The sequence below is a fragment of the Schaalia canis genome (genome assembly GCF_003858455.1).
GTDB classification, from domain to species: domain Bacteria; phylum Actinomycetota; class Actinomycetes; order Actinomycetales; family Actinomycetaceae; genus Pauljensenia; species Pauljensenia canis.
Genome location: NZ_RQZF01000002.1, coordinates 147078 through 171891, shown reverse-complemented (window position 1 = coordinate 171891; position 24814 = coordinate 147078). Strand labels below are relative to the sequence as shown.

Below are 24814 nucleotides of genomic sequence, written 5' to 3'. Positions count from 1 at the left end.
CTGGCCTGCCTTTACTTGACGGCGGCGGCATCACGCAGGCGCTGGGCCCAGGTCTTGACCGAGTCAGGCTCGTCAAACCAGTATTCTTCCAGCAGCGGGATTAGATCACATTCGACGATGTCAGACACTGTGTCTTGGTCGAGTGTTGTGACGGTGCGTCCCGAACAGAAGTAGGAATGACCAATCTGGAATCCTGGCCCCAAGGTAGCATCTTGGCTGATCACGCTGTTTAAGGCGCGCACCTGGCTGATCACCTGATGGACGGCAGGTACGGGGTTGAGGGTCCGGATGTGTGCCTGGAATTGAGCGTTGTCAAAACCCGGGTGCATGGCATGGAAACCAAAGCGGCGGCGCAGCGCATAGTCAATGATTGCCAGCGAGCGGTCCGCTGTGTTCATCATGCCAATAATGTGCAGGTTTTCGGGGACATCGAAAGGCAAACCATTGTATTGCAAGGTCACCGGGATACCACGGTAGTCGGCTTCAATGGCGGACAACAGCTCACCGAAAACCTTTGATAGGGGAGCACGGTTGATTTCGTCAATGATGAAGTAGAAGTCCAAGTCAGGCTGGTTGGCGGCGCTGCGACAGAAACGATAGAAGATACCTTCCTTAAGTTCAAAGCCGCCATCAGCGGTGGGTTTATAGCCCATGACAAAGTCTTCATACGAGTAGCTCTGGTGGAATTGGACGAACTGGACGCGATCCTCGTCCTTAACGCCCATCAGGGAAAACGCCAACCTCCTGGCAGCGAAGGTCTTACCCACACCGGGCGAGCCTTGCAAAATCAGGTTTTTTTGCTGTTTGAGCCGACGTGCCAGACGATCATAGTCTCTTTCCGCCATGAAGACCTCTGCCAGGAAGTCCGCGCGCGTGTAAGTAGGCAGAGTCTCAGACGAGGCTGGTGCGGGGTTGAGTTTGCGGATCATGTCCAGAAGGTAGTCGTAGTGATCCTTACCCAGGTTGAAGAGGCTTCCTTGCATGTTCGGTGCGCCTTCAACCTGGTGAGCAACCATATAATCTTTGACATCAGCCAGCGGAATGGGGGTAGTCAGGCCTTCGACCTTCTCGAAGACAATACGTTGTCCGTCTGAAGCTTTGCTGATGCGCAGCAGGGCGACGATCTTCTTTACGGGAGTCGACTCATACCCAATGACCACATCGCCAGGTTGTACCTTCTCAAAGTTCGCAAAGATCTGCCGCCTATTGCCGTTGTCGTTATACAACGTGTAGCTTTGCTGTGCTCCCAACGCCATGGACTGTAGGCTCCAGATCTTGGGGTTGCAGTTCATCCACAAGTAGTTCACGGGCTGCGGCAAGGATGGGGACGATGCTGGATGAGCCGGGTTCTTATCGCTGTGGACCAGTTCTAGGTCCTGACTTGCTAATTCGAGTATCCCGCTTCTCTGGCGGGTATGCTTGGATTCTTCTTCAGAGACTCTCTTATTTCGTCGTTCGGCGGCGCGCGCCCTTTTTATAGGAGCGTAGAGGTGGGAGAGGAAGTCCTGTGCAAGAATCATGCACTTGGAGTCGGCATAATGATCCTCTGTGCGATATTGCTCGACAAGTTGTGAGAGCACAGGGTGCTCACGCATCGCCGATGAGATCTCTGCATACGCCTCCCTGTAGACAACAAGGTTGTTTCTGTAAGCCCCTGAAACCACACGCGGAGTAGTGTCAAAAAGTTCTGATAGATACTCAAATTCCTCAAACTTATAATAGCCGTAGCGGTCTGGATAACGAAGAGCCAGGTATGCCGTGATCGCGCGCTCATCTTGATGGCTATTGAGTTTACGTGACGAGTTCTCGTTCAATAGGCGATTGGCTGACTGCTTGAATCCCTCAACGCGCACAAAGAAATCTTCACTTTCATCAAACAGTATCAAGAACATTTGGCGCACAGGTTCTGGCTCTAGACGGGCAAGGTCGATTAAGGCCGCCCGTCCTAGGAAACCGCCACCACCAAGCAGGCCACTCTTCTTGTTCATAGCAGAGGCGAGCATTCCCGTGATGTTAGAGGCTTCAATATCCCATTCACGCTGGAACCGGACTACATCCTTCCATTTATACTCCTGCTCACTCCAGCGCCTTTCATTAAAGTCAACAGCGTACTGGTCTAGGAGTTCTTGAAGTTTGGCTTCATCAAGCATGTCTTTGCGTCCTCACCACAGTCTGGGGACTGTTGCCTCTGATGCCATTTTATGTGTCGCGAGCAACGGTAGGGCAATATCCGCCTTCCTACTCCCAGGTCAGCTCTGTGAGTGACTTAGCCAAGGCGACCTCGTTAGGCAGGGTGTCGGTGCCCAGGATCTCAGTCAGGTCGAAGGTGCGGTGGCTGCGGGGCGCGTAAGGGGTGATTTTGTTGAAGTCGGTGGGATGGAAATCGTCGACAAAGAAGTAGCGATGTTCGACTTGTCCCAGATCCCAACCGTGCTGGCGGGCATCGACCATGGCCGCGTCGATGCACTGCTTATGGTCGTCGGTGAGCTCACCGTGCTCGACGGTGTACTCCATGCCATTGGTGCCCCTGACGGCCACAATCCGGGCGCTGATTTTTCCAATGGCCCGCACGCTCTTGTTCCGGTAGAGGCCTAGGTAGTCGTGGGGGCGGAAGCCGCGGCTGGCCAGGTTATAGTACACGCGGTGGGTGAGGTTGAAGTCAAAGGTTTTGCCGGCCAGTCGGGCGACCATCCATTTCCAACTGTCGTTGACGGAGATCAGCCCGTCGTGCAGACAATAGTCGCGATAGTCAGCCAGGATGTCGTGTATGTCCTCATCGCGTTCGTCCAAGATGTTTTCGATGCCTTGAGCGAGCTGTTCAAAAGTGGTGTTGATGTGGCGGATGGGTTGCTGCTGGTTCTGATTGTGTTCGTCCAGGAACGTTTGGAATTCCAGGCATTTACCCTGGTCCATCTCTTCGGGTGCCAGAGTCAGCAGGATCTTGTTCTTTTGGTCGCCGAAGGACTTGAGGTGCGCTTCGAGCTGTTCTGGATAGAACCAGTCGGAGGTTTTTGTTTCGACAACAATCTTGAAACCCTCTTGGGTGATCGTCGCATCTGGAATACTCTCGTCCCCTCTCTCTTGAAGGGCAAACGCCGGTTCCAAGTTGAACGTCTCCCCAAAGTACGCGGTCGAAAGGAAAAGAAAGAACTTATCGGGTGAGTGCGCGTACAAGCGGCTAAGTAACAGCATTGTGTTTGCTGTCGCCACGTTTTCTTTCTGGTGGTAGCGCTGAAAATAGTGAATCCTCAAGGTTGCGTCCTTCTGCTGGGACGAGGCCTCCCGTCGACCTCTGTTCTGTATGCAAGATTAGACCGTTGCTTCGGGGGTCGGCTGAGATTCTGTTCGGGATGGAGACGGGGGGAGTGTGGTGTGAAGGGGGAAGAATGACAGGAGGTGGGTTGGGACTGCAGAGAGGCGCGGCTATTCAGAATTGATGAGGGGCCACACCTATCTGCGTGACAGTTGTTGCATGAGGTGACAGGTGGGGCTGTCACTAAAGGTCGCAACTGCTCCACCGGGTCACAAGGGGCGCGCTCTGCAACAACTGTCACGTAATTGGTGAGGGCGAGTGTGGGTGTGCAGATCAGGGGCGAATCAGGGTGGGCGAGGTCGCGGCCATCCTGATAGGCTACCGACTAGCGGTCGGTTACGCTATGAGGTGGTAATAAGGGGTGAGAAGGATGAGCCAGACAGTACCGGCGGACATGCATGCAACTGGTGTCAGGAAAGGCGCAAATCCCAGGAAAGATGCAGACCTTAGGGAGCGAGAGCGCTCAGGAAAAGCCGTGAAGGCAGGGAAGGGCCCCGGCGGTCCCGCTGCCGCCGTTCCCGTCCCTACCTCCGCCCCCACTCGCATACGCCTGAGCGCTGAAGCTCGACGCACCCAGATCCTCGACATTGCCCGCGAACTCTTCGTCACCCGCGGATACCACCACACCAGCACCGACGACATCCTCGCCCGAGCAGGCATCGCCAAGGGCACCCTCTACCACCATTTCGCCAGCAAAGAAGAAATCCTGCGCGCCCTGGTTCTCCGCACCTGCGATGACCTCGCCGCCCGCGCAGAAGCAGCCGCCCACACGCCAGGTAGTGCCATTGAGCGTTTCGTCCGCATCATTGGCGCACTGCGCATCACCGGCGACGAAGAGGGCGAGCGCCTCGTCAACACGCTACATGCCCCAGGAAACGCCGACTATCACTTGCTGTCCATTACCGAAACCATTGCGCGCATCACCCCGATCCTCGTTGACGTCGTGGAGGAAGGCGTGAACACAGGCGAGTTCACCACGCCCCACCCAACAGAAAGCGTTGAACTCATTTTGCTAGGGGCTGGAATGTTGCTTGACCAGGGCATATTTCCAGCCGACGAGGCCACCCTCGCCCGTCGCACGCAGGCACTCATCGTCTCTGCCGGGCGAATCCTCGGCTGCGAGCCGCAGGCCCTCGCAGACGCAATGGGCGCAACAATAGGCGGGCAGTGACCATGAGGTATTTCTCCGTCCTTTTTGCTGGTGCTCTCATTACCTCGATTGGATCAGGGATGAGCGCTTTTGCGCTCGCGGCCTGGATCTTCGCCCAGCAGGGCAGCGCTGCAAGCGTTGGGCTGCTGCAAATGTGCGCGTTTGCTCCCATGGTACTTTTGGCGCCAATCGCGGGCACCTGCGCGGATCGCTACGACCGGCGCTCACTCATGATACTGGGCGACGGGGGATCAATGATCGGCTTACTGCTGGTGCTGTGGGCGCTCGGTGGAAACGCGGGCGAGACACTCACGGGGATCCTGAACAGTGCAGCAGGCGCGGGGGTCAACGCTACGGTGGGGACGCCAGCCGACCAATCTGGAATGTCAGGGCTGACCGTTCCGCTTGTCCTCATCGGCATCACCCTTGCCTCCAGCCTGGCTGCCTTCACCGAGCCCGCCTTGCGAGCAACAGTTTCTGATCTGCTTACTCCCGAAGAATACGTGCGGGCTTCTGGCATGCTTCAACTGGCTGCCTCGTCCAAATTCCTCATCTCGCCTATCCTAGCGGCCCTCATTATGACCGTATCCTCGGTCTCCACCGTGCTGATGATTGACGCTGCGACAGCCCTTGTCACCGTCGCCTGCACCCTGTATGTTCGCAGCCGACTAGCGAAGGCGACGGCGTTCGAGGGTAAGGCCGGAGGAAGCGCCGGAGGAAACACAGCGGGGAATGACCCCAGCGGCGCGAGCACACCAAACGCTGGCCCTGGCGTCTCCGGTGCGCCCATGTCGGCGCAGAGCACCCCCAGTCAGGCAGCCCAGCATCTGAATGCCAGCACGACCACAGGAACAGGCCAGCACTTAGCCTCAAGCCCCACAGGAGGGCAAGAGAGGCCGAATTCCTTTCTCCGGGATCTCCTCAGCTCATGGCGAAGTATCGCCGCCTCCCCGCAGGTCAGAACGGTAGTGGTCATTATGGCTATGCTGACCCTCGCGCTGGGAGTTATTCAGACCCTGCTTAAGCCCTTGCTGCTCCCGCATTACTCGCCCAGCGAGGTCGGCCTCGTTGAAAGCCTGGCAGCATGCGGCATGATCGCCGGTGGTGCCCTCGTTGCCATGCTGCGCAACCCCCGCCCAGACCGGCTTGTGCGCGCAGGCATCGCCGCCGTCAGCCTCGGCGCGCTACTCATGGGCCTGCGGCCCAGCATGTGGTGGGTGGCAGCAAGCTGCGCGCTTGTCTTTGCTGCCCTCGCCGCCTGTAATGCGGGGGCCGAGGCCGGCGTGCGAGGCCTTATCCCCAACGATCAACAGGGCCGGGCGTGGGGGAGCATTGGCCTCATTACGCAAATGGGATTCCTCATCGCCTACGCCGTCGCTGGCCCTCTGGCTGACTCGATGTTCACTCCGGCACTGATGGAGGGCGGCGCCTTAGCACCAACGCTTGGCCTGATCTTTGGCCTGGGGCCTGGCCGAGGCATCGGCCTGCTCATCAGTTGCGTCGGCCTGCTCGTGGCATTCTTGGCGTGCGTGGTGCCACGCATCGATGCTGCAGGTGGTGAGGATAACCTCGTGGTGCAGGAGGAAGCCCCATGCTGACCCGCATTCTGCGCGCTGACCTCGCCAGGCATCGCCTGGTCGCCGTGGTACTGACCGCCCTTATCGCCCTGGTCACCACCCTCGCGGCCTCCGCCACCCTCATCACCGCACGAACCCTCCACACGATCGACCACTTCTTCACAGCCAGCCAAGTGCCCAACGTCGTCCAGATGCACACCGGGGAACTCGACGCTGGCCTCGTCACGCAATGGGTCACGCAGCGTGCGGACATCGTCGACCATCAGCTTCAACGCACCCTCCCCATCCCCGGCCGTTCCCTGTGGATTGGCGGGGTTCATCAGGGTGACAGTGTGCTTGAACCGGCGGCCGTGACCGCCCCGGAACGCTTCGATTTCCTTCTTGACGAGGACGGGCGCCCTGTTGCCCCTGCGCCAGGAGAGATCGTGCTACCCGTGCACTATCTGGCAGCCGGGCAGGCAGAAGTGGGCGACGAGGTGCTCATCCAAACCGGCGCAACGCAGATGCATCTGCGCGTTAGTGGATTCTTACGTGATGCGCAGATGAACCCCTCCCTGGTGACCTCCAAACGTATGGCCGTCCACCCGCAGGACTATGCGGCCTTGAGCGCGCACTACGCGCCCGAATATCTCATTGAGTTTCGCCTGGCGGAAGGTGCGTCGGGCACTGATCTTATTGATGCGTATGTCGCTGCAGGACTACCCGCGAAGGGGATCGCCGTCACCGACAGCATTTTTTGGCTTATGAATGGAATGAGCACCTTCGCTATGGCGGCAATTGCCCTACTTGCAGCGGCACTGCTGACGGTGATTGCCATGATTGCACTGCGCCTGGCAGTCTTGTCTGCCCTGGATAACGAGATTGCTCCCCTGGCGGTGCTGCGCGCTATCGGTACGCCTTTTGTGCAGGTCCGTCGGATATTCCTCATCAAATACGTGGTGATGGCGGGGGCGGGCGCTGCAGTGGGGGTTGCGTGCGCCTACCCGCTGTCGGCGTGGCTGGGCGAGGGCATCACCCTCTACTTTGGCCGCGCGCCCCATCATGTGGGCCTCCTACTGACGCCCCTGATCGTGGGAGCGATTGTCGTTGGGCTGACGGTCGTGTTTTGCCTGCAGCTTCTACGAGGTCTCCGCCGCTGTAGCAGTGCGGAGCTGCTGAGAATGGGGGCGCAAGGGCGGAGTGGTACGCACAAGAAAGGGCGAGGGCGCCGACTGCTGGCTGGGATTTTTCGTCAGCAGACGGCGGCTGGGGAGAAGCCTGAGAAAAAGAGTGCCACGGAAAAAGGTGAGGATAGCGCCATAGATCATGTGCGTGCGTCCTATTTGCGTGCGTCGCGCCTACTGTCCTCGCCCCTGTCTCCGCTTGCCTGGATGACCCTCCGTGCGGTGAGAAAAGGTAGCAGCGTGATGCTCGCCCTCGTCGTCATGGGGGCAACGCTGACGGCTTTCCTGCCCGCAGCATTGACCCAGACCATGAGTGATCCGCGTTTTGCCACCTACCTGGGTATCGGGGCAGCCGACCTGCGTATTGACCTGCGACCTGAAACTGGCGGTGATGCTCCACCGCAGGCGGATGACGCAGCATCAGGTGCGGCGGATGTTGGCCTCATGCAGCGCGCGCTTGCCGCCCATGAGGAGATTGAGGCTTTCGCTCTCTACCGCTCCTACTCTGTGGAAGTGTCGACCCCAGGACGTGACGCGGAAAGCCTCGTTGTTGAGGTCGGTGACCACCATGCCTTCCCGGTGTCCTACATTGAGGGAAAGGCTCCCGCTCTGCCTGAAGAGGTGCCAGCAGATTCGAGCGTAGATGAGGCCGGGACGCGGCAAGGAAAGGCGCTTGAAGGAGCCGCGGAGGAAAGAGCAGCGAGGAAAACCATCCCAGCAGAGATTGCCCTGTCCTACTCTGCCGCTCAGCAGCTTGAAGTCACTGTCGGCGACGTGATAGTGGTGGAGAGCGATGAAACCCGCGAAGCTGAGGCGCGCATCTTTACCGTGAGCGGTATCTACCAAGACCTCACCAATGGTGGACGCAGCGGAAAAACCTCTGAACCACTTTCAAGCACCCCACTGTGGCAGGTCGCCTACGCCACCCTCACGCAACCCGGAAACGCGGCACACACTCAGGCCATCGCAGACGAGCTCGCCACGCAGATCCCCGGCGCGAAAGTCACCGACATTAGCGAATACATTGCCCAAACCATGGGAACAGTGCACGCCCAACTGCGTGTGGTCAGTTGGGTTGCGGGGCTGAGCGCCCTGGGAGTGATTGCGCTGATTACCCACTTGGTTACGCTACTGGTGTGTGCCCGCGAAAAGCGAGATCGAGAGGTCTTGCTGCGTATCGGGGCCTCCCCAGCGGCTCTGCGCCGCACCTACCTGGCTCGCATGATCGTCATTGCTTGTGGCGGCACGCTGGGGGCGCTTGCCCTGACCTTCACCGTGGGGGAGATGCTGATTGGCATGGCCTTTGGCATGCTCGGCGCTCCTTCCATCCACCTACTTCCCAACCCCTGGCTGAGCTTTATCGTGATTCCCGCAGCGGTCATCCTCGCGGTGTGGCTGGCTACGCATGCGGCGCTCCAACATGTCGCTCCGCTGGCCCGCACATTCTCCGCCCCTCATGCGCTCTCACCTGCTCAAGGCGCGCCAGCGTCCCGCAGGACTTCTTCTGGTCGCGCTACCGAACCCAGCGGCGACCTCGCCAAATATGACGAACCCGGAGGCCACCATGATTGACCTGCGATCCATCCACCACGCCTACCAGGACGTTCCAGTTCTTCGTGACGTCTCGCTACATATTGACGAGGGCGAGTACGTGGCGATCATGGGCCCTTCAGGTTCAGGAAAGTCCACGCTGCTCAACATTCTGGCGGGACTTGAACAGCCCAGCGAGGGCAGCGTGACCTGGTGGGGTGAGGATATGACACGCCTATCCACCGAGGAATGCGCGCGTATCCGCCTCCAGCGCTGGGGCTTTGTGTTCCAAGATGCGCATCTGATGGAAAGCCTGTCTCTGCTGGACAATATTGTCCTACCTGCCCTCATGCTCAAGGCCGAAGAACGCGGCGCAATAATGGAGCGCGCCCGTGAACTCATGGCGTTAACTGGAATTAGCGAGGCAGCCTGGCGCCTCCCCAGCGAGGTCTCCGGCGGGCAACGCCAGCGAGCTGGCCTATGCCGGGCACTCATTAACCAGCCTGACATTCTGGTGGGGGATGAGCCCACGGGGGCGCTCAATACTTCCAGTACGCAAGAAATCCTTGACCTTATTGACCAGGTGCGCCGTGGGGGTAGCACCGTTGTTGTTGTCACCCATGATCCTGGGGTGGCAGCGCGTGCCGAGCGGGTGATGCTCATGGTGGACGGACGGCTGCAGGAGGAATGTTCGCTGGAGGGCAGCCTGATACAGCGGCGCGAGCAGGTGGGGAGGTTGCTGCTTGCGCATGGCGTGTGAGGGTGAGCGAGCGTGTTTCGGAAGCCTTCTTCTTGCTCGACCAGTGTCTTTGGGGTGCACGAGCAGCGTCTGGTCGATCGAAAACGCCCGGGCCCGGGTGTATCAGTGCAACGTGGGGGTACTGGTGCAACGCAGGCGCATGCGTGCAACGCAGCGACATCGGTGGAACATATGGAGTGCGCTGCCGGTGTATTAGAGTGAATCGGAGGCATTGCGCCTGGAGATAGCGGCGCAGTGAGAGCTGGATGAGCTATGCCATCACCACGTCAACCATTCAGCAGTCACCCGCGTGAAATACAGACCCTGCCACTCGTTCTCCCATAGCACCCCAAGGTCACCATCAGGTAAAGGTGCCATTGACTGATAGACGTGACGGCCAGGATTGAGCGTGCGCGCCAACGGCCACGTACACCCCTCATCCTCCGACAGGCGAATCACTCCATTGCCACGGAAAGGCAACAATTGGGAGGCATTCATGAAACAGAGTCGCCCATCATGGAGGCGAACAACATTGGGCTGACTAAAAATCTCCGGCACATCAGGTAGCGGCTCAAGCTCACCCCAGTGATGCCCGCCGTCCTCGCTGATAGCGCGCACCACCATGCCAGAGGGATGCTGGTTGCGCATGAGCATGAGAATACGCCCGCCGGACAGCTCCACAAGGGTTGCCTCGTAGGTCGCCAACGCGGGATCCTCCAAACGCGGGACACCCCCTGACGAGGCCGCCTCCCCACTGCCTGGATAGACGCCCAGCACACTGTGTCCGCGCACCCACGTGTCACCACCATCATCGGAATACACCGCAGCTGCACAAAAACCAACGCCTGTTTCGGAGGAGACATACACCGGAATCAGCAGACGCCCAGCATGAGGGCCCTGCTCAATCTGGATGCCAGTGCCTGGGCCAGTACCAAGGAACACCATCCACTCTTCTTTCACCTGATGGTTCAGGTGCCGTAGTGCAGACCATGTGCGGCCCTCATCATCGCTGGTCACCATGCACAGGTAGGAGGTCGGCAATGCGGGGGTTGTGCCGCCAAAATCTTCGCCATTAGCAGGCTCGTAGGGCAGGAGGGTGCCCTTAGCATCGACCCCAATGCCGGGCACAGCGTTGAATTGCCCAACGCCACCGGGGAAGTGGTCAATGAGGACAATCAGGCGGTCGCGCTCGCGGTCATAGACACTGCACGAGTCAATGACGCTCGCTCCGTTGACACCATGGCCTTCGGAGGGGATCACGACCTGCATCGGCTCCCAGGTATGGCCACCATCGGGTGAGCGCCGAAGGACGAATTGAATGTGGTTGGGGGCATCATTGGGGATGCTCGTGCGCTGGTCGGCACCAGCAATGAGGGCGCCCGAGGGGAGGGCCAGAAGCGAGGGGATACGGTAGCTGGCCGCACCCTCCATTCCTCGATCAAAAAGTGCGCAGGTGGTGAGGGGGCGAACCTGTGACAAGCCCTTGATCTGCGCATCTGAAAGGGGATGATCGTAGATGGCGGCGCGTACGACCTCGCCGAAAAGACGCTGGCCGGACACATCTTGGCCGATAACGACCTCGTAGCCGCTGGAAGGCTCACCGGAACGCCCATAAGGTTCTTCGCTGGCTTCACTGGCTTCGCTGGTTGGTGCGCCGGCACGTCCACTAGCAAGCGTGGTGGGGGCAGTGTCTGCGAAAAACACCTGACCGGGAATGTGCGCCTGACGGAACCCATCAATGTAGAGCTCCACCGCCCCCTGCCCGACCCGGATGGCGAGGTCATGCCACTGTCCTTCAGCCCACGCGCCCTCAATTCTGAAGGTGCGCCACTGCCCGCCCGCCGTGCAGGCCGTGTAGGTGATCGCGCCAGTGTCGACGCGCACAGCAAGTAGCTCTGTGACCTCTCCCGAGAGGCCGCGCATCCCTGCTGACAGGATTGTGCCCGTCTGCCCGTGGCCCCGCGTGCGAAAGCGCGTCCACAGGGTCCCTTCTATCAGGGGTGACACTCGGGCGGCATCAAAAGGCGCGAGGTGGTTAGCTGCAAACTCGACGAAGGGTCGAGGGCGCTGCGCGGAGGCGGCGATCTCGGCCTCGCTGAGTAGGCGGGGAAGAACGCGAAGGTCAGCGACCTCTTCCGCTACAGACTGCGGGGTGTGCCAAGCGTCAGCGCAGAGAGAGTGAAGGCCCACATCAACGGTGCCGCACATTGCCATATAGCCGTCAATGAACAGGTGCGTGCCGCGTGCGCCAATCGTGATGGCGACATCGTGCCAGCGTCCGTCAATGACGGTTGTTGCGTCCTCGCATTCGATGAGGCTTTCTCGTTGTGCGCTGTGGACTGTCCAGGTGGGGACCTCGTTGCGGATGGAAAAACTTGCTGATCCCGTGGAGCCCTCGGCGCCTAGGAGTTCGCCGTCACCCCAAGCGCGGCAGCGGAAAAGCAGGGTTGTCGAGGTATCAGCCATGGGTGTCCTGAGTGTGGGGGAGTGGGGGGCGCGCGAGGCCGGACAGGTAATGCGTATCTGTTGACGATGGACCCGATGAGCTAAGGATATCCAATAAGTGATAACAATCGCGTCTAGCGACATCATGTATCCGATAAGTGCTGACGCTGATTATCGGTGCGACCAAACCCGTTTACAGCGGAGAAGAGCACCGATCGGGCGCCCCATAATGGGACGCCCGATCGGTATCACCAGTGACCTTGAACAACAAAGAGCTAGTGAGCGACAAACCACAAGGCTTGATAGGGCTCAAGTGTCAGCTCGTGGACGTCAAGGTTGTAGTCGTAACCGCTGAGTGCTTCCCACGCTGAATGCCCCAGATGAGCGCGCAAGACTTCAGCGCTCAGACTCGTACGATGTTCACTGAGGTTGTAGACCTGCACCATGCGTCCTTGCGGATGATCGCGTAGGAGGATCAACAGATGTTGATGAGGGCTGGGGACAACTGTCGATTCAATACTTGCATGCATATGCGGTAACGACCTTCGTACCCCAATGACATGCTGAAGCGCAGCATAGATCCGCCCACCAGGTGATGACGGGTCCTTTCGCGCCCGATCTGCTGCATCCCAGTCCATGACCGGTCGATGAACCCAGCGATTGTCGGCCGCATGATCGGGATCATCAGCGTAGGTGTAGTCATTGAGCATCCCAATCTCATCGCCCATATACAGCAAAGGAACGCCTGAAAAGCCAACTACCGCAGTCAAAAGCATGGTGATACGTCGCAGCGCAAGATCAATCTCATCAGCCTCTCCCTTTTCCAGGGCTATTTCCAAGCCTGCAAGTGACGCTAAAGAGCCAGAAATACGACGGTCGTCAGTGACTGGGTTGTACTGAAACACTAAGCCGCGTGCGAAAGACCCTGGGTAGATGCCGCTGTAAAACTGAGAGAGGAAGCGTCGATGTTCCGGCCCTGATAAGCCGGTGTGAGCAGCATCCGCATCTGAGATGGCCCAACCAATGTCGTCATGGCAGCGAATGTAGGCCCCCCACGTCGTGTTTGACGGCTTGGCGGGGAAAGCCCGGAGGGCATTCTCAAAAAGGCGGGTATCGCGGCTCGCTAAAGAACTCCATAGCTGGACCATGAAGGAATTGTGGTAGGCCAGGTCAGAAACCTTCCCCCAGTGCTCGCCTTTTCCGAGATAGGGTAAAAGCTGCTCGGGGCCAACAATCGCCTCAGCTTTGAATGCAGCACCGGGAGCGGCAATGCGAATGGCGGTGCGTAAGGCCTGCGTTAGGTGGTGGACTTCCTCCTCCCCCTGACACATGGTGCCTAAGCGTTTCCATATGAAGGCGATCGCATCAAGGCGAATCACTTCCACCCCGTGGTTAAGCAGGTTGAAAATAATGCTTAGATACTCACAGAAGACGTTGGGGTTCGACCAGTTCACGTCCCACTGGTAGGAGTTGAAAGTTGTCCATACCCACGCCTTGGCCTGCTCATCCCAGGTGAAGTTTCCTGGAGCGAAATCGGGGAAAATCTCAGGGAGATGCTGTTCGTACTTGTCGGGCATTGTCCGATCGGGGAACATCCAAAAGTAGTCGCGGTAGTGCTGTTCGCCTGCTCTGGCCTTTTGCGCCCACTCGTGCTCGGCAGCAACATGGTTGAGGACAAGGTCGGCAACAAGGGCGATACCGCGTGAACGCAGAGCTGCTGCAAGATTGCTTAGATCCTCCATTGTCCCCAGATCAGAGCGCACCTTGTTGTAGTTCATCACCGCATAGCCGCCATCATTTTCATCAGGGCGAGGCTCTAGTAGGGGCATCAGGTGAAGGTAGGTGACACCCAGGTCAGAAAGGTAGTCCACTCGCGCTTCGAGGCCTTTGAGTGTTCCTGCAAAGCGGTCGGTATAGGCCACGTATCCCACACGCTCGGGGAGCTGCAGCCAGTCGGGTTGGAGAAGGCGCGCTTCGTCCAGAGCCTTGAGGTCGGCTGAACGTTCGCGGTAGGCGCGGTTGATGATCCGAACAACGAGGTCATACACGCGCTCAGTCTCATCGCCGTAGACGGCATGAAGGCTGTTGCGGAGTTCTTCACCGTAGCGGGCATATCGCAGACGCAAGGTGGTATCAACACGGGTCATGGTGGTTCCTGAGTGCGATCGGCGAGTTTTAGAGGGTGACATCTTCAGGGCGTGAAGGCTCGGGAGTGTCAGGGAGAGGGCGAATAATCAGCACATCGCAGGGGGCTTTTCCTGCGAGTTCTTGAGCAACCGTCCCAAGAAGCCTGCCTGCAATTGAACGGTCACGTATGGCCCCCATGACCAGGAGGTCAGCCTCGTGAGTCTCGATGGAATGCAGTAGTGAGGCTGCTGCGGGTCCGTCAATGAGTTCAGCGGCTTTGACTCGTGCGCCCGCTTTCTCAGCCTGAGCAACGGCCTCGTCGAGGGCCAGGGTGGCTGCTTCAACACCGGGCACCTGGTCGAAAGTGACTTCACCGCCAAGGGTGGCCTGATTCATCGCGTCAGTGCGCCGAGGTAAGGACGAGTAGGCGCAGACAATCACCAGGTCGGCGTCCTCAGCGACGGCCACATGGGCGGCCGAGGCGATGGTGGTCGGTGCCAGGGAGGAACCGTCAGTGCCAACAACAATCGTTGAGTAGGGCTTTTTCGTCATAGGAGATCATCCTTCCGAGTGCTGTCCGATGGTGTCTTCACCGGATTTTGAACGGATATCTTCGACGTCACGAACGATGGGAGGTTCTTTAATCCACAGCATTGCCAGAGCTGCACAGGCCAAGAGCACGGCGGCTGCGGTGATGGCGTTATGCGGATTGTCGCCTAGAACGTGCTTGTAGATCGGTCCGAAGGTGAGTGTCTGGATGAGCATGGGAATAACGATCATCATGTTGATGATTCCCATGTACACGCCGTAACGGGTTGAGGGAATGACGCGCACGGCCATGATGTAGGGAACGCCCATGATGGACGCCCAGGCGATACCGAGGCCAACGATGGGGACGAAAAGAAGGTAGGGGTCGGTGATGTGTGGGAAAATACCAAGTCCGATTGCTGCAAGGAAGAGGCAGATGGCGTGGACCCACTTCGCACCGTGCTTTCGAGCGAGGCCCGCAAGAAGGAAGGCCACGCAGAAGGTCACGATGTTGTAGAAGGCATTGATTGAGCCAGTTGTTGCCACTGCCTGTTCGTAAAGTTCTGGTTGTGCGGCGGTGTCCTCCACGCCGTAGACCCCTTTAGCGACGGAGAGGGAGACGTACTGCCAGTAGCAGTTCATGGCGTACCACTGGAAGAAGTAGACGAGGGCAAGTTTGCGTAGGGTGGGGGGCATGTCCACGATGGCGCTGCCGATGTCTTTGATGTAACCCATCAGGCCACCACCACTGGCTTTTTGCTCGGCGAGTTCGCGGAGTTCGGCCTCGCTGGGGGGAAGTTCAGGAGTGGTGAGGACAGAGATCATGACTGTGGCAATGGAGCATACGGAGCCAACGAGGAAGGCTGCGAAAACCCAGGTTGGTAGTTGTCCTGTTGTACCGGGCAGGATCTTTGGAAAGCCCCAGATGCACAGGTTTGCGAGGGTAATGCCAAAACCGCAGAAGAAGGATTGAGCAAGAAAACCTTTGGCGAGTTGGGAGGGAGGGAGGCGGTCAGAAATGAACGCGCGGTAGGGCTCCATTGCGGTGTTGTTGGAGGCATCAAGGGCCCACAGCAGCAGGACCGCCATCCACACGGCGCTCACCCATGGGAAGAGGGCAAGGCAGATGGAACATCCAATGGCACCGACAATGAAGTAGGGGCGTCGGCGTCCCCACTTAGGGTGCCAGGTGCGGTCTGACATGGCACCGACGAGGGGTTGAACGAGAAGGCCGGTAACGGGGCCTGCGAGGTTGAGCAGGGGGAGATCTTCAGGGGAGGCACCGAGCATCTGGTAGATGGGATTGATTGCGGTTTGTTGCATCCCAAAGGAGTATTGGATACCGAAGAATCCAAGGTTCATGAGCAGGATGTTTTTCATGCTCATGAGTGGTTTTGTGCGGACGATCGTGGAAGATGTTTCAGTTGTGGCGCTGCTCATCATCGTGCCTTCTGCGTGCTGGTTTCAGTGTGGGCGAGGTATTCGTCGAGGCGGTTGAGTTCGCGTTCCCATCCGCGGCTGTGCCAGTCGGCAATACTGGCTTCGTATGGGCCTTGGATGATACGAACGAGGGTGCCGCCTCTGCCGGTAGAGATGAATTCGACGCGCTGCTCCATAGGGGTGGTGGGGTCGATTTCTGGATCTCCCGAGATGAGTTGCTGTTCGACGAATACGTCAGGGCGGAAGAACTCGGTGAAGATAGATTCGGTGATGACGCGGTTCGTGGGGTCATCGTCAAGAACTTTCACATGGTATTGGCGCCCGCCGAGCTGAAGGTCAGCGCGTGCGTCTTCCACATGGGTTCCGGGGCTGCCTCTCCACTGGGACATTTGTTCGGGGATGGTCCAGGCGTCGAAGAGGGTCTCTCGGGATTGGGTGAAGACTCGTTCAACGATGATCATGACATCGGCAACCATGGGGCGCTCCATTACTCAAAGGGCTGAGAGAAGGTGTGTGAGGAAACACTTTCACGCTATGCGTGCAGGAGGCTTTTGTCACCAGATGTATCGGAGTATGGAAGAGGGTAAAAGCGCCAGATATCAAGGAAAAACTCGTGTTGCGGCCCAGGTGGAGCTAATGCGGACGCAATGACATTAAAAAATAGAAGTGACCCGTGGGACTTAGGTCATGATGCGAATGCACGTTTGCGATGCGCAATGCTCACATCCATTGAATACAGGTTCATCGAATGAGTGAACTCTGCACGATCAAGACTGGCAGGGCAAGAAGGCCTGCCTCGCATGTCATCACCCTCGTCAAAGCACTTAACGTGAGCTTCACGCGGCCTATCGCTCCCAGTCGATAATGACCTTGCCCGCCGTGCCCTCGGCGGCGGCAGCGAAGGCTTGCTCCCACTCTTCAGGCGCAAAACGATGGGTAATAATCGAGCGCACCGAGTTACGGAGCTGCTCGGAGGTTTCCAGCATGTAGGTCGCCAGGTACCAGGTGTCGAACATTTCACGCCCGTACACACCCTTAATGGTGAGCATGCGAGTGATGACCTGGTTCCAGTTAATCGGGAAAGCGCCCTTGGGCAGGCCAAGTAGGGCAATGGTTGCCCCATGCGTGCAATGCTCAATCAGGGAGGTCAGGCCACCGGGCGCTCCCGACATTTCCAGGCCCGCATCGAAGCCTTCACGAATCTCCAGAGCCTCCATCACTTCAGGCAAGGTCTGCTGGGTAATATCAACGGCCACATCAGCCCCGGCGGCGCGGGCCAGTTCCAAGCGAGAGGGCATCATGTCCGTCACCACCACATGGCGGGCACCCGCATGGCGAGCCAACGCCGCGCACATAACGCCAATCGGGCCAGCACCGGTAACCAACACATCCTGGCCGGTCATTTCCACCTGCTGGCAGGAGTGGACAGCATTACCAAAAGGATCAAACAGAGCGCCCAGGTCGGGGTCGATAGCCTCAGGCTGAACCCACACGTTCCCAGCGGGCACTACCACGTAGTCGGCAAAACCGCCGTCACGGTTGACGCCGATACCAATGGTGCGGATGCACATGTGGCGTCGCCCTGCGCGGCAGTTGCGGCAGCGGCCACAGACGATGTGCCCCTCAACGGACACGCGCTGGCCAACGTGGAGTTCGTCGCGGCCTCGTCCTTCGGCCACGCCCGGCCCAATGGCGCTGATCTCGCCGTAGAACTCATGGCCCAGAGTCTGCGGGGGAGTCAGCGAACCTGGTGCGCCGCCGTCCCACTTAAAGAGGTGAATGTCGGTGCCGCACAGGCCCGCGCGCATGACACGAATCTTGACCTCGCCAAAACCCGGTTCTGGTTCGGGAATCTCGCACAGTTCCAGGCCAGGGGCAGGGGCAGTTTTACGCAGTGCGCGCACGGTGGCTCCTCAGGTGAGCGTAGGTGATGACGTCGTGACCTCATTCTACGACTCTGCTCGCTGTCCTTAAATCCTCTCGCTGCGGCGAGGAACACCCCGGGTAGAGTAGGGCCCATGAGCGACCACACTTCCACCGCCCCCTCATCTCGGGTGGGCAGCCCCTCGCCAGTTCCATCCCTCAACACGGCGCTGATCGCCCGCCTGCGCGCCGACCTTGCTGCTGCCACATGGACGGTGGAGCACATGGACACGCTCCTGTCCGAGGCCGCGCGCGCCGCCCTCATGCGCGACCAGCGTGTGCCCGCCCTCGTCGAACTGCGCTCACCCGAGGTTCCCGCCGAGGAGGCCAACGCCGCCCTCCTGACGCGCCTGTTCATCCTCGGGTCGGTGGAAACTGGCGAGGCCATCGCCGCAGCCCTCCCTACGTTGGGGGTTGAAGGAGCGCTGGAGCTTGGTATTTTGCTGCCTGTGGACAGTGCAGCCGGTAACGGCGGGCTCGTCGATGCTGACAGTGGCGATCTTGCCTACCGTGCAGCCTTTGACCTGCGCCCTCACTCGGCCACCCTGCCCGCTGCAGAGGCATTCGCGCCGGACGGGAATCCTGACGACCGCCAGGAACATCACTGGTGGGTGCTTTCTGACCTGGGCGAGGTGACCACCGGCCAGCCTCTCCACCCCGATCATGTGTTGGGCATTGGCGGGGCCACCATGAGCCTGCTGGCCCTGACCATGCGCGCACCCGTGAGCCGAGCCCTCGACATTGGGACGGGCTGTGGCATCCAGGCGCTCTACCTGGCCACCCACGCCCAGCAGGTGGTGGCCACGGACCTGTCTGCCCGCGCCTGCGCCATTACCTCTTTTAATGCGGCACTCAATGACGTCCGCATTGACGTGCGCCAAGGCTCCCTCTTCGAGCCGGTAGCAGGGGAGTGCTTCGACCTGATTGTCTCCAACCCGCCTTTCGTCATTACGCCCGATTCTCTGCGTCAGGGTGGGCTGCTGGAATACCGTGACGGCGGTATGGAACGAGACTCACTGATCGGCGCGATCATCCACCAAGCCCCCGAGCACCTCAACGCAGGCGGCGCGCTGCAAATGCTTGGCAACTGGGAAATTCCGGCCGATCACGACCCGGAAACCGAATGGCAGGCGCGCATGGAGGGCTGGCTTGAGGGCCTGAACGTGGACACCTGGGTGCTCCAGCGCGACATCCTCGACCCCACGCAGTACGTGGAAATGTGGATCCGTGATTCGGGTGGCACCCTCGTCCCACGCGACGAGGTTGAAGCCACCTACGAGGCGTGGATCAGCGACTTCGCTCAGGCCGGGGTGGGAGCTATTGGCATGGGGAGCCTCGCCATGAGGGCGCGCTCGGAGGAGAACGCGAGTGATGCTGCCGCCTCGGCCTCGTCAGGCAGGGTCTACTCCTACGTGCCCGACGGTCACGCACCCACCGGGCGGGACGTTGCCCTCGCCCTCGAACACCTTACGCTGCCAGAGGACGTATGGGAGAGCACGCTTCGTTGTGCCCCCGACGTCACTGAAGAGCGCCACTTCACCCCGGGCATCCCCGATCCGAAGGCGCTGATCCTTCACCAGGGCGGTGGCATGGGGCGCTCCATTCGTGTCGGATCGGCCACCAGCGCCTTTGTGGGAGCCTGCGACGGAGAACTCCAGGCAGGCCAGATCGTCACAGCGCTCAGCGTGTTGATGGATGTGGACGCGCAGGCCGTGCGGGAAGAAATTGCCTCCATCCTGCCTGAACTGCTGCGCGCGGGAATGCTTACGCGCAGCTAGGGGCGGGCGCGGGCGGCTGGCCAGGTCAAACAGAGGGAAGACTCTGTCCGGCACACCAAAAACGGGCACACAGTAATACAGTGTGTGCGTGCGTGAGGCCGCGCCGAATAATGTCCAGAGGTAACACAAAAGCCCTTCGGCGTTGTATGGTCGCCTCAGACGCTCTGCGCGCCCGCTCCTAGGACGTGGCGCGCGAGCATGATGGGAATCAACAGAAAGAACAGGGGATATGGGCTCAAAGAAGCTGGTCATCGTCGAGTCTCCGGCGAAAGCCTCTACCATTGAGGGCTACCTTGGACCCGACTACCACGTGATGGCCTCCATCGGGCATATCCGTGACCTGCCCCAACCCAAAGACCTTCCCGCCGACATGAAGAAGGGCCCCTACGGGCGCTTCGCCGTCGACGTTGAGCATGGCTTCGAGCCTTACTACGTTGTTTCCCCTGAGAAGAAGAAGACTGTCACGGAGCTTAAGCGCGCCCTCAAAGAGGCCGACGAGCTCTACCTGGCAACTGATGAGGACCGCGAGGGTGAGGCGATCGCCTGGCATCTGCTCCAGGTCCTCAAGCCCAAGGTGCCTGTCAAGCGCATGGTCTTCCACGAAATTACACGCGAAGCCATTGAACGCGCCCTGGAAAACACGCGCGACATTGATACCTCCCTGGTTGACGCGCAAGAAACCCGCCGTGTCCTTGACCGCCTCTACGGTTACGAGGTTTCCCCCTTGCTGTGGCGCAAGGTTCGTTCCTCCCTGTCGGCTGGCCGCGTCCAGTCGGTGGCCACCCGCATTGTTGTTGACCGTGAACGTGAGCGCATCGCCCACATCAGCGCCGACTACGCTTCGGTATCCGTGACCGTTGAAGCCAAGGGACAGTCTTTCGGGGCGAAGGTCGTACAGGTTGACGGCGCGCCCGTCGCCACCGGCTCGGACTTTAGCGAAAAAGGTGTCCTCACCTCTAAAGCCGCAAAGGCCGGCGTCCTCCATCTGGACGAGGCCGGGGCCCGCCGCCTCGCTGCGCTGCTGGCCGCGGCTGATGCCTCGGCCGTCCACGAAGTCAGCCAAAAGCCATACCGCCGCCGCCCGGCAGCCCCCTTCACCACCTCCACCCTGCAGCAGGAGGCCTCCCGCAAGCTGCACTGGAATGCCTCCTCAACGATGCGCACCGCGCAGTCCTTGTATGAGGGTGGTTTCATCACCTACATGCGTACCGACTCCACGGCCTTGTCCTCCCAGGCTGTGCAGGCCGCGCGCGCTCAGGCCCGTGAACTCTACGGCGCAGAGGCCGTCGCTGATGCCCCCCGCGTGTACGGTAAGGTCGCCAAGGGTGCCCAGGAGGCCCACGAGGCTATCCGCCCTGCTGGCGACCACTTCCGCACCCCCGAGCAGGTGGCGGGCCAGCTTTCCGCCCAGCAACTCGCCCTCTATGACCTCATCTGGAAGCGTACCCTGGCCTCGCAGATGGCTGACGCCGTGGGCTTTACTGCCACTATCCGCGTGGCTACCGATGTCGCTGACGACCAGGGCGCACATACTGTGATCTCGTCTGCTTCCGGCACGGTGATCACCCAGCCGGGCTTCCGCCTGGCCTACATGGAAGGCCGCGACAAAGGCCGTTACGACGCCGAGAAGGACAATGCTGACGCCGAAAAGGTCCTGCCTGACGTCGCTCAGGGTGAGCTTGTGGATGTGACTGACTCTGAGGCTGACACGCACTCCACCCAGCCGCCTGGCCGCTACACCGAAGCAACCCTGGTTAAGACCATGGAAGAGCTGGGCATTGGCCGCCCCTCCACCTACGCGGCCACCATCCAGACCATCTCGGATCGCGGCTACGTCAACCGCCGCGGCCAATATCTTGTGCCGACCTGGCTGGCCTTCTCCGTGACGCGCCTGCTGGAAGAGAACCTGGCGAACCTGGTTGACTACGACTTCACGGCCTCCATGGAGTCTGACCTGGACCGTATTGCCGCTGGCGAGGCCGACGGCGTGGGCTTCCTGTCGGGCTTCTACTGGGGCGAGGACGGGAAGGGTGAGAGCTCTGGCCTGCGCCACCAGGTGGAATCCCTGGGCGATGACATTGATGCGCGCGCCGTGAACTCCATTGACTGTGGCAATGGCGTGACCCTGCGTATTGGCCGCTATGGGCCCTACCTGGAGCGCGAGGATGGTTCCCGGGCGAATATTCCCGACGAGGTTGCCCCCGACGAGCTGACCGATACCAAGATCGCTGAGCTTTTCGCCGCAGCCGCTGACGATGGGCGCGAGCTGGGTGTGGATCCGGCGACCGGGCACATGCTGGTGGCCAAGAATGGTCGTTTTGGGCCCTACATTACGGAGATCCTGCCCGAGCTCGCCGCGGAGGAAGCTGCTGGGCAGACCGCAGGCAAGACCTCGGGCCAGGCCGCAGCGAAGGGCCGCAAGAAGGCCGCTGCCAAGCCGCGCACAGCCTCGCTCTTCTCGACGATGTCCCTGGCGACCGTCACCCTCGAGGACGCTCTCGCCCTGCTGACCCTGCCGCGCGAGCTCGGCACCGACCCCGCCACCGGCGAGGTCATTACCGCCCAGAATGGCCGCTACGGGCCGTACTTGAAGAAGGGGACGGACTCTCGCACCCTGTCCAGCGAGGATCAACTGCTGACCATCACCCTTGAAGAGGCGCTGGAGATCTACGCTCAGCCTAAGCAGCGTGGGCGCGGGGCCGCTAAGCCGCCTTTGCGCGAGTTCGGTGTGGATCCGATTTCGGGCAAGAAGGTTGTTGTCAAGGATGGTCGCTTCGGCCCCTACATCACCGATGGGGAAACGAATATTACGGTGCCGCGCGCAGAAACGGTGGAAAACCTGACCGAAGAGCGTGCCTTTGAGTTGCTGGCGGATAAGCGCGCCAAGGGGCCCTCAACGAAGGCGAAGGCTAAAACGACGCGCAAGACGGCAACGAAGAAGGCCACCACTTCAAAGACAGCGGCAAAGAAAACAACGACGCGAAAGTCCAGCTCAACCGGCTCATCAACGAAGTAAGGAGAGGCGACTCCGCAGATTCGGGGTGGCCGTGGGAAGATAGTGCCATGACGCAAGTGGGTGGGCAGCGACGGGCCCCTGAAGGCAGCCTTTTCATTACCTTTGAAGGGGGTGACGGATCAGGTAAGACGACGCAGATTCAGAAGGTTCGCGCGTGGTTTGAGGAGCGCGGATACACCGTGCTTGTCACCCGTGAACCCGGTGGTACTGAGATGGGAACCGAGCTGCGCCGCCTCGTCCAAAATGGGCCAGAAGACGTTGATCCGCGCACCGAGGCTCTGCTGTATGCCGCCGACCGCGCCTATCACGTCGCAACTGTGATCCGCCCTGCTTTGGAGGCTGGCACCGTTGTCTTGGGGGATCGCTATATCGACTCTTCTGTTGCCTACCAAGGTGCTGCGCGCGCCCTCGGTGTGGATGAAATTCGTTCCCTGTCCGCGTGGGCTACCGAAGGGCTTGAGCCTCGTCTTACCTTCCTTCTGGATTTGCCGCCTGAGGTTGGCGCACGCCGAAAGGACGGCAAACGTGACCGGCTAGAGCGCGAGTCTGGGGAGTTTCACAAGCGTGTCCGACGCGAATACCTGCGGATCGCTGAGGAAAACACCGATCGTGTGGTTGTGATTGACGCCGTTGGAACACCCGACGAGGTCTTTAGCGAAATCCGCGGTGTCCTGGAAGAACGTATCGAAGCACTGATGACACCCGCTCAGGCGCCCCTGTGGGATCTGACCCTTGAGGGTGTTCTGGAGTGAGTGTCTGGGAGCAGCTCGTCGGCCAAGAGGCAGCAATCGAGGTGCTTGCCGAGGCGGCCCTTGCCGCGCGCCGCATTGTTGACGGACATTCCGATGCTGCTGCCACTGATACGGATGATGCCCGTTCAATGACCCACGCTTGGCTGATCACCGGCCCTCCGGGTTCTGGCCGCTCTGTTGCTGCTCTGGCTTTTGCAGCGGCTCTTCAATGCACGGGCCCCGTGCCCGGTTGTGGCGAGTGCGCGGGGTGTCGCACCACCATGGGCCGCACCAATGGTGACGTGCATAGCGTCTCCACCGAGGCCACACAGATCCGCATTGAAGAGGCTCGCGATATTGTCGGACGCGCGCAGGTTTCTCCCTCACAAGGGCGGTGGCGCGTGATCCTCGTGGAGGATGCCGACCGCATGACCGAGCGCACCTCGAATGTGCTGCTCAAGGCGGTGGAAGAACCTCCGGCACGCACAGTGTGGCTCCTATGTGCTCCCAGCCCCGAGGACATGATCACCACCATCCGTTCCCGTTGCCGACACCTGTCGTTGCGGATCCCCTCGGTGCAGGCCGTGGCTGATCTGCTGGTGCGACGCGATGGTGTCGACCCGGCTGTAGCGGTAGAGGCCGCTCGTTCGGCGCAGTCTCACATTGGATTGGCCAGGGCGTTGGCGCGTGACCCGCAGATGCGTCAACGCCGCCGAGAGATCATCACCGCCCCCATTACCGTGCGCTCTGTCGGTGAGGCCGTCATGGCTGCCTCCGACCTGTTAGAGACAGCAAAAGCTCAGGCAGAGGCACAAACGGAAGAACGTAACGCGCGTGAACGGGCAGAACTACTCCGCCAGCTTGGTATGGAGGAAGGCGAGCGGGCAAATGCTCATTCTCGGGCGCAGCTTCACCAGTTGGAAGAGGAGCAGAAACGTCGAGCCAAGCGAGCAATCCACGATGTTCTCGACCGAGCTTTAGTGGATCTGCTCGCTATCTACCGTGACGTTCTCATGCTGCAACTTGGTACGGGGGCTGACCTCGTCAATGAGGATATTGCTGTCACGATCAGCGACATTGCGCGCGCGTCCACGACTGCGCAAACCTTTGAACGAGTCGAAGCTATCGAGGAGGCACGCCGTCGGCTGGCCGCTAATGTCGCCCCTGCGTTGGCTTTGGAGGCAATGGCTATTGCCCTGCGCCCCCAAGTCTAGGGTGAGCAGAACGAGGCAGAGAGTACGTGCAGAAGGGTGAGTGTCCTTCCACTGCACATTGCCCTGAGTATGCCCTGAGTAAACCCCAGGTAGGGGCTATTGAGGTGCGTCCCATTCCTCTTTCAGGTGAGGAACCCGCT

General features: G+C 59.9%; 16 protein-coding genes. 8 read left to right on the top strand and 8 right to left on the bottom strand.

From position 1 onward, the window contains the following. Positions 1 to 11: 11 nt before the first annotated feature. On the bottom strand, positions 12 to 2150 hold the full coding sequence (locus EII11_RS03180; protein ID WP_205649215.1) for an AAA family ATPase: 2139 nt from the start codon (positions 2148 to 2150) through the stop codon (positions 12 to 14). Between the two features lie 88 nt (positions 2151 to 2238). Further along, complete coding sequence (locus EII11_RS03175; RefSeq protein WP_124868543.1) at positions 2239 to 3252, bottom strand: hypothetical protein; 1014 nt, start codon at positions 3250 to 3252, stop codon at positions 2239 to 2241. Between the two features lie 536 nt (positions 3253 to 3788). On the opposite strand from EII11_RS03175, the gene EII11_RS03170 reads away from it, so the two are divergent. Genes EII11_RS03170 through EII11_RS03160 form a run of 4 tightly spaced genes read left to right on the top strand, consistent with a single transcriptional unit; the run spans position 3789 to position 9493 of the window. Beyond that, a complete protein-coding gene (locus EII11_RS03170; RefSeq protein ID WP_240623040.1) occupies positions 3789 to 4484 on the top strand; it encodes a TetR/AcrR family transcriptional regulator in 696 nt (231 codons plus the stop codon). A 2-nt stretch (positions 4485 to 4486) separates the two neighbouring features. After that, the gene (locus EII11_RS03165) at positions 4487 to 6061 is read left to right on the top strand and encodes an MFS transporter (RefSeq protein WP_124868541.1); all 1575 of its coding nucleotides are present in this window, start codon (positions 4487 to 4489) and stop codon (positions 6059 to 6061) included. After that, on the top strand, positions 6055 to 8775 hold the full coding sequence (locus EII11_RS10455) for an ABC transporter permease (protein WP_165867041.1): 2721 nt from the start codon (positions 6055 to 6057) through the stop codon (positions 8773 to 8775). The genes EII11_RS03165 and EII11_RS10455 overlap by 7 nt, the downstream gene beginning before the upstream one ends. After that, entirely contained in the window at positions 8747 to 9493 is a 747-nt protein-coding gene (locus tag EII11_RS03160; protein ID WP_165867040.1) for an ABC transporter ATP-binding protein, read from the top strand. Before EII11_RS10455 ends, EII11_RS03160 begins: the two co-directional genes overlap by 29 nt. A 258-nt stretch (positions 9494 to 9751) precedes the next feature. Here the strand turns inward: EII11_RS03160 and EII11_RS03155 are convergent, their stop codons facing one another. From EII11_RS03155 to tdh, 6 genes are all read right to left on the bottom strand, one after another. Then, entirely contained in the window at positions 9752 to 11938 is a 2187-nt protein-coding gene (locus EII11_RS03155; protein WP_124868537.1) for a sialidase family protein, read from the bottom strand. A 254-nt stretch (positions 11939 to 12192) separates the two neighbouring features. Beyond that, positions 12193 to 14064: an amylosucrase gene (locus EII11_RS03150; RefSeq protein ID WP_205649214.1), complete on the bottom strand. Its 1872-nt coding sequence runs from the start codon at positions 14062 to 14064 to the stop codon at positions 12193 to 12195. 28 nt (positions 14065 to 14092) lie between these two features. Further along, a complete protein-coding gene (locus EII11_RS03145; protein WP_124868533.1) occupies positions 14093 to 14596 on the bottom strand; it encodes a universal stress protein in 504 nt (167 codons plus the stop codon). Between the two features lie 6 nt (positions 14597 to 14602). Further along, positions 14603 to 15958 (bottom strand): MFS transporter, encoded by a 1356-nt coding sequence (locus tag EII11_RS03140; RefSeq protein WP_240623039.1) that lies wholly within the window; start codon positions 15956 to 15958, stop codon positions 14603 to 14605. 53 nt (positions 15959 to 16011) lie between these two features. Further along, entirely contained in the window at positions 16012 to 16488 is a 477-nt protein-coding gene (locus EII11_RS03135) for an SRPBCC family protein (protein WP_124868531.1), read from the bottom strand. 369 nt (positions 16489 to 16857) lie between these two features. After that, the gene (gene tdh / locus EII11_RS03130; RefSeq protein ID WP_124868529.1) at positions 16858 to 17916 is read right to left on the bottom strand and encodes an L-threonine 3-dehydrogenase; all 1059 of its coding nucleotides are present in this window, start codon (positions 17914 to 17916) and stop codon (positions 16858 to 16860) included. Positions 17917 to 18030: 114 nt separating this feature from the next. Between tdh and EII11_RS03125 the strand changes: the two genes are divergently transcribed. The 4 genes from EII11_RS03125 to EII11_RS03110 all read left to right on the top strand — a co-directional run bounded on the left by EII11_RS03125 (position 18031) and on the right by EII11_RS03110 (position 24674). Further along, a complete protein-coding gene (locus tag EII11_RS03125; protein WP_240623038.1) occupies positions 18031 to 19713 on the top strand; it encodes a methyltransferase in 1683 nt (560 codons plus the stop codon). A gap of 229 nt (positions 19714 to 19942) precedes the next feature. After that, entirely contained in the window at positions 19943 to 22729 is a 2787-nt protein-coding gene (topA, locus tag EII11_RS03120; RefSeq protein ID WP_124868527.1) for a type I DNA topoisomerase, read from the top strand. A 47-nt stretch (positions 22730 to 22776) separates the two neighbouring features. Further along, entirely contained in the window at positions 22777 to 23481 is a 705-nt protein-coding gene (gene tmk / locus EII11_RS03115) for a dTMP kinase (protein WP_124868525.1), read from the top strand. Continuing rightward, positions 23478 to 24674, top strand: a complete 1197-nt coding sequence (locus EII11_RS03110) for a DNA polymerase III subunit delta' (protein ID WP_124868523.1) — start codon at positions 23478 to 23480, stop codon at positions 24672 to 24674. Before tmk ends, EII11_RS03110 begins: the two co-directional genes overlap by 4 nt. Positions 24675 to 24814: the final 140 nt, after the last annotated feature.

Coding starts and splice junctions, on each gene's coding strand:
- EII11_RS03180 (WP_205649215.1), bottom strand. CDS start 2,150: ATGCTTGATGAAGCCAAACTTCAAGAACTCCTAGACCAGTACGCTGTT.
- EII11_RS03165 (WP_124868541.1), top strand. CDS start 4,487: ATGAGGTATTTCTCCGTCCTTTTTGCTGGTGCTCTCATTACCTCGATT.
- EII11_RS10455 (WP_165867041.1), top strand. CDS start 6,055: ATGCTGACCCGCATTCTGCGCGCTGACCTCGCCAGGCATCGCCTGGTC.
- EII11_RS03160 (WP_165867040.1), top strand. CDS start 8,747: ATGACGAACCCGGAGGCCACCATGATTGACCTGCGATCCATCCACCAC.
- EII11_RS03155 (WP_124868537.1), bottom strand. CDS start 11,938: ATGGCTGATACCTCGACAACCCTGCTTTTCCGCTGCCGCGCTTGGGGT.
- EII11_RS03150 (WP_205649214.1), bottom strand. CDS start 14,064: ATGACCCGTGTTGATACCACCTTGCGTCTGCGATATGCCCGCTACGGT.
- EII11_RS03145 (WP_124868533.1), bottom strand. CDS start 14,596: ATGACGAAAAAGCCCTACTCAACGATTGTTGTTGGCACTGACGGTTCC.
- EII11_RS03140 (WP_240623039.1), bottom strand. CDS start 15,958: ATGAGCATGAAAAACATCCTGCTCATGAACCTTGGATTCTTCGGTATC.
- EII11_RS03135 (WP_124868531.1), bottom strand. CDS start 16,488: ATGGTTGCCGATGTCATGATCATCGTTGAACGAGTCTTCACCCAATCC.
- EII11_RS03125 (WP_240623038.1), top strand. CDS start 18,031: ATGAGCGACCACACTTCCACCGCCCCCTCATCTCGGGTGGGCAGCCCC.
- topA (WP_124868527.1), top strand. CDS start 19,943: ATGGGCTCAAAGAAGCTGGTCATCGTCGAGTCTCCGGCGAAAGCCTCT.
- tmk (WP_124868525.1), top strand. CDS start 22,777: ATGACGCAAGTGGGTGGGCAGCGACGGGCCCCTGAAGGCAGCCTTTTC.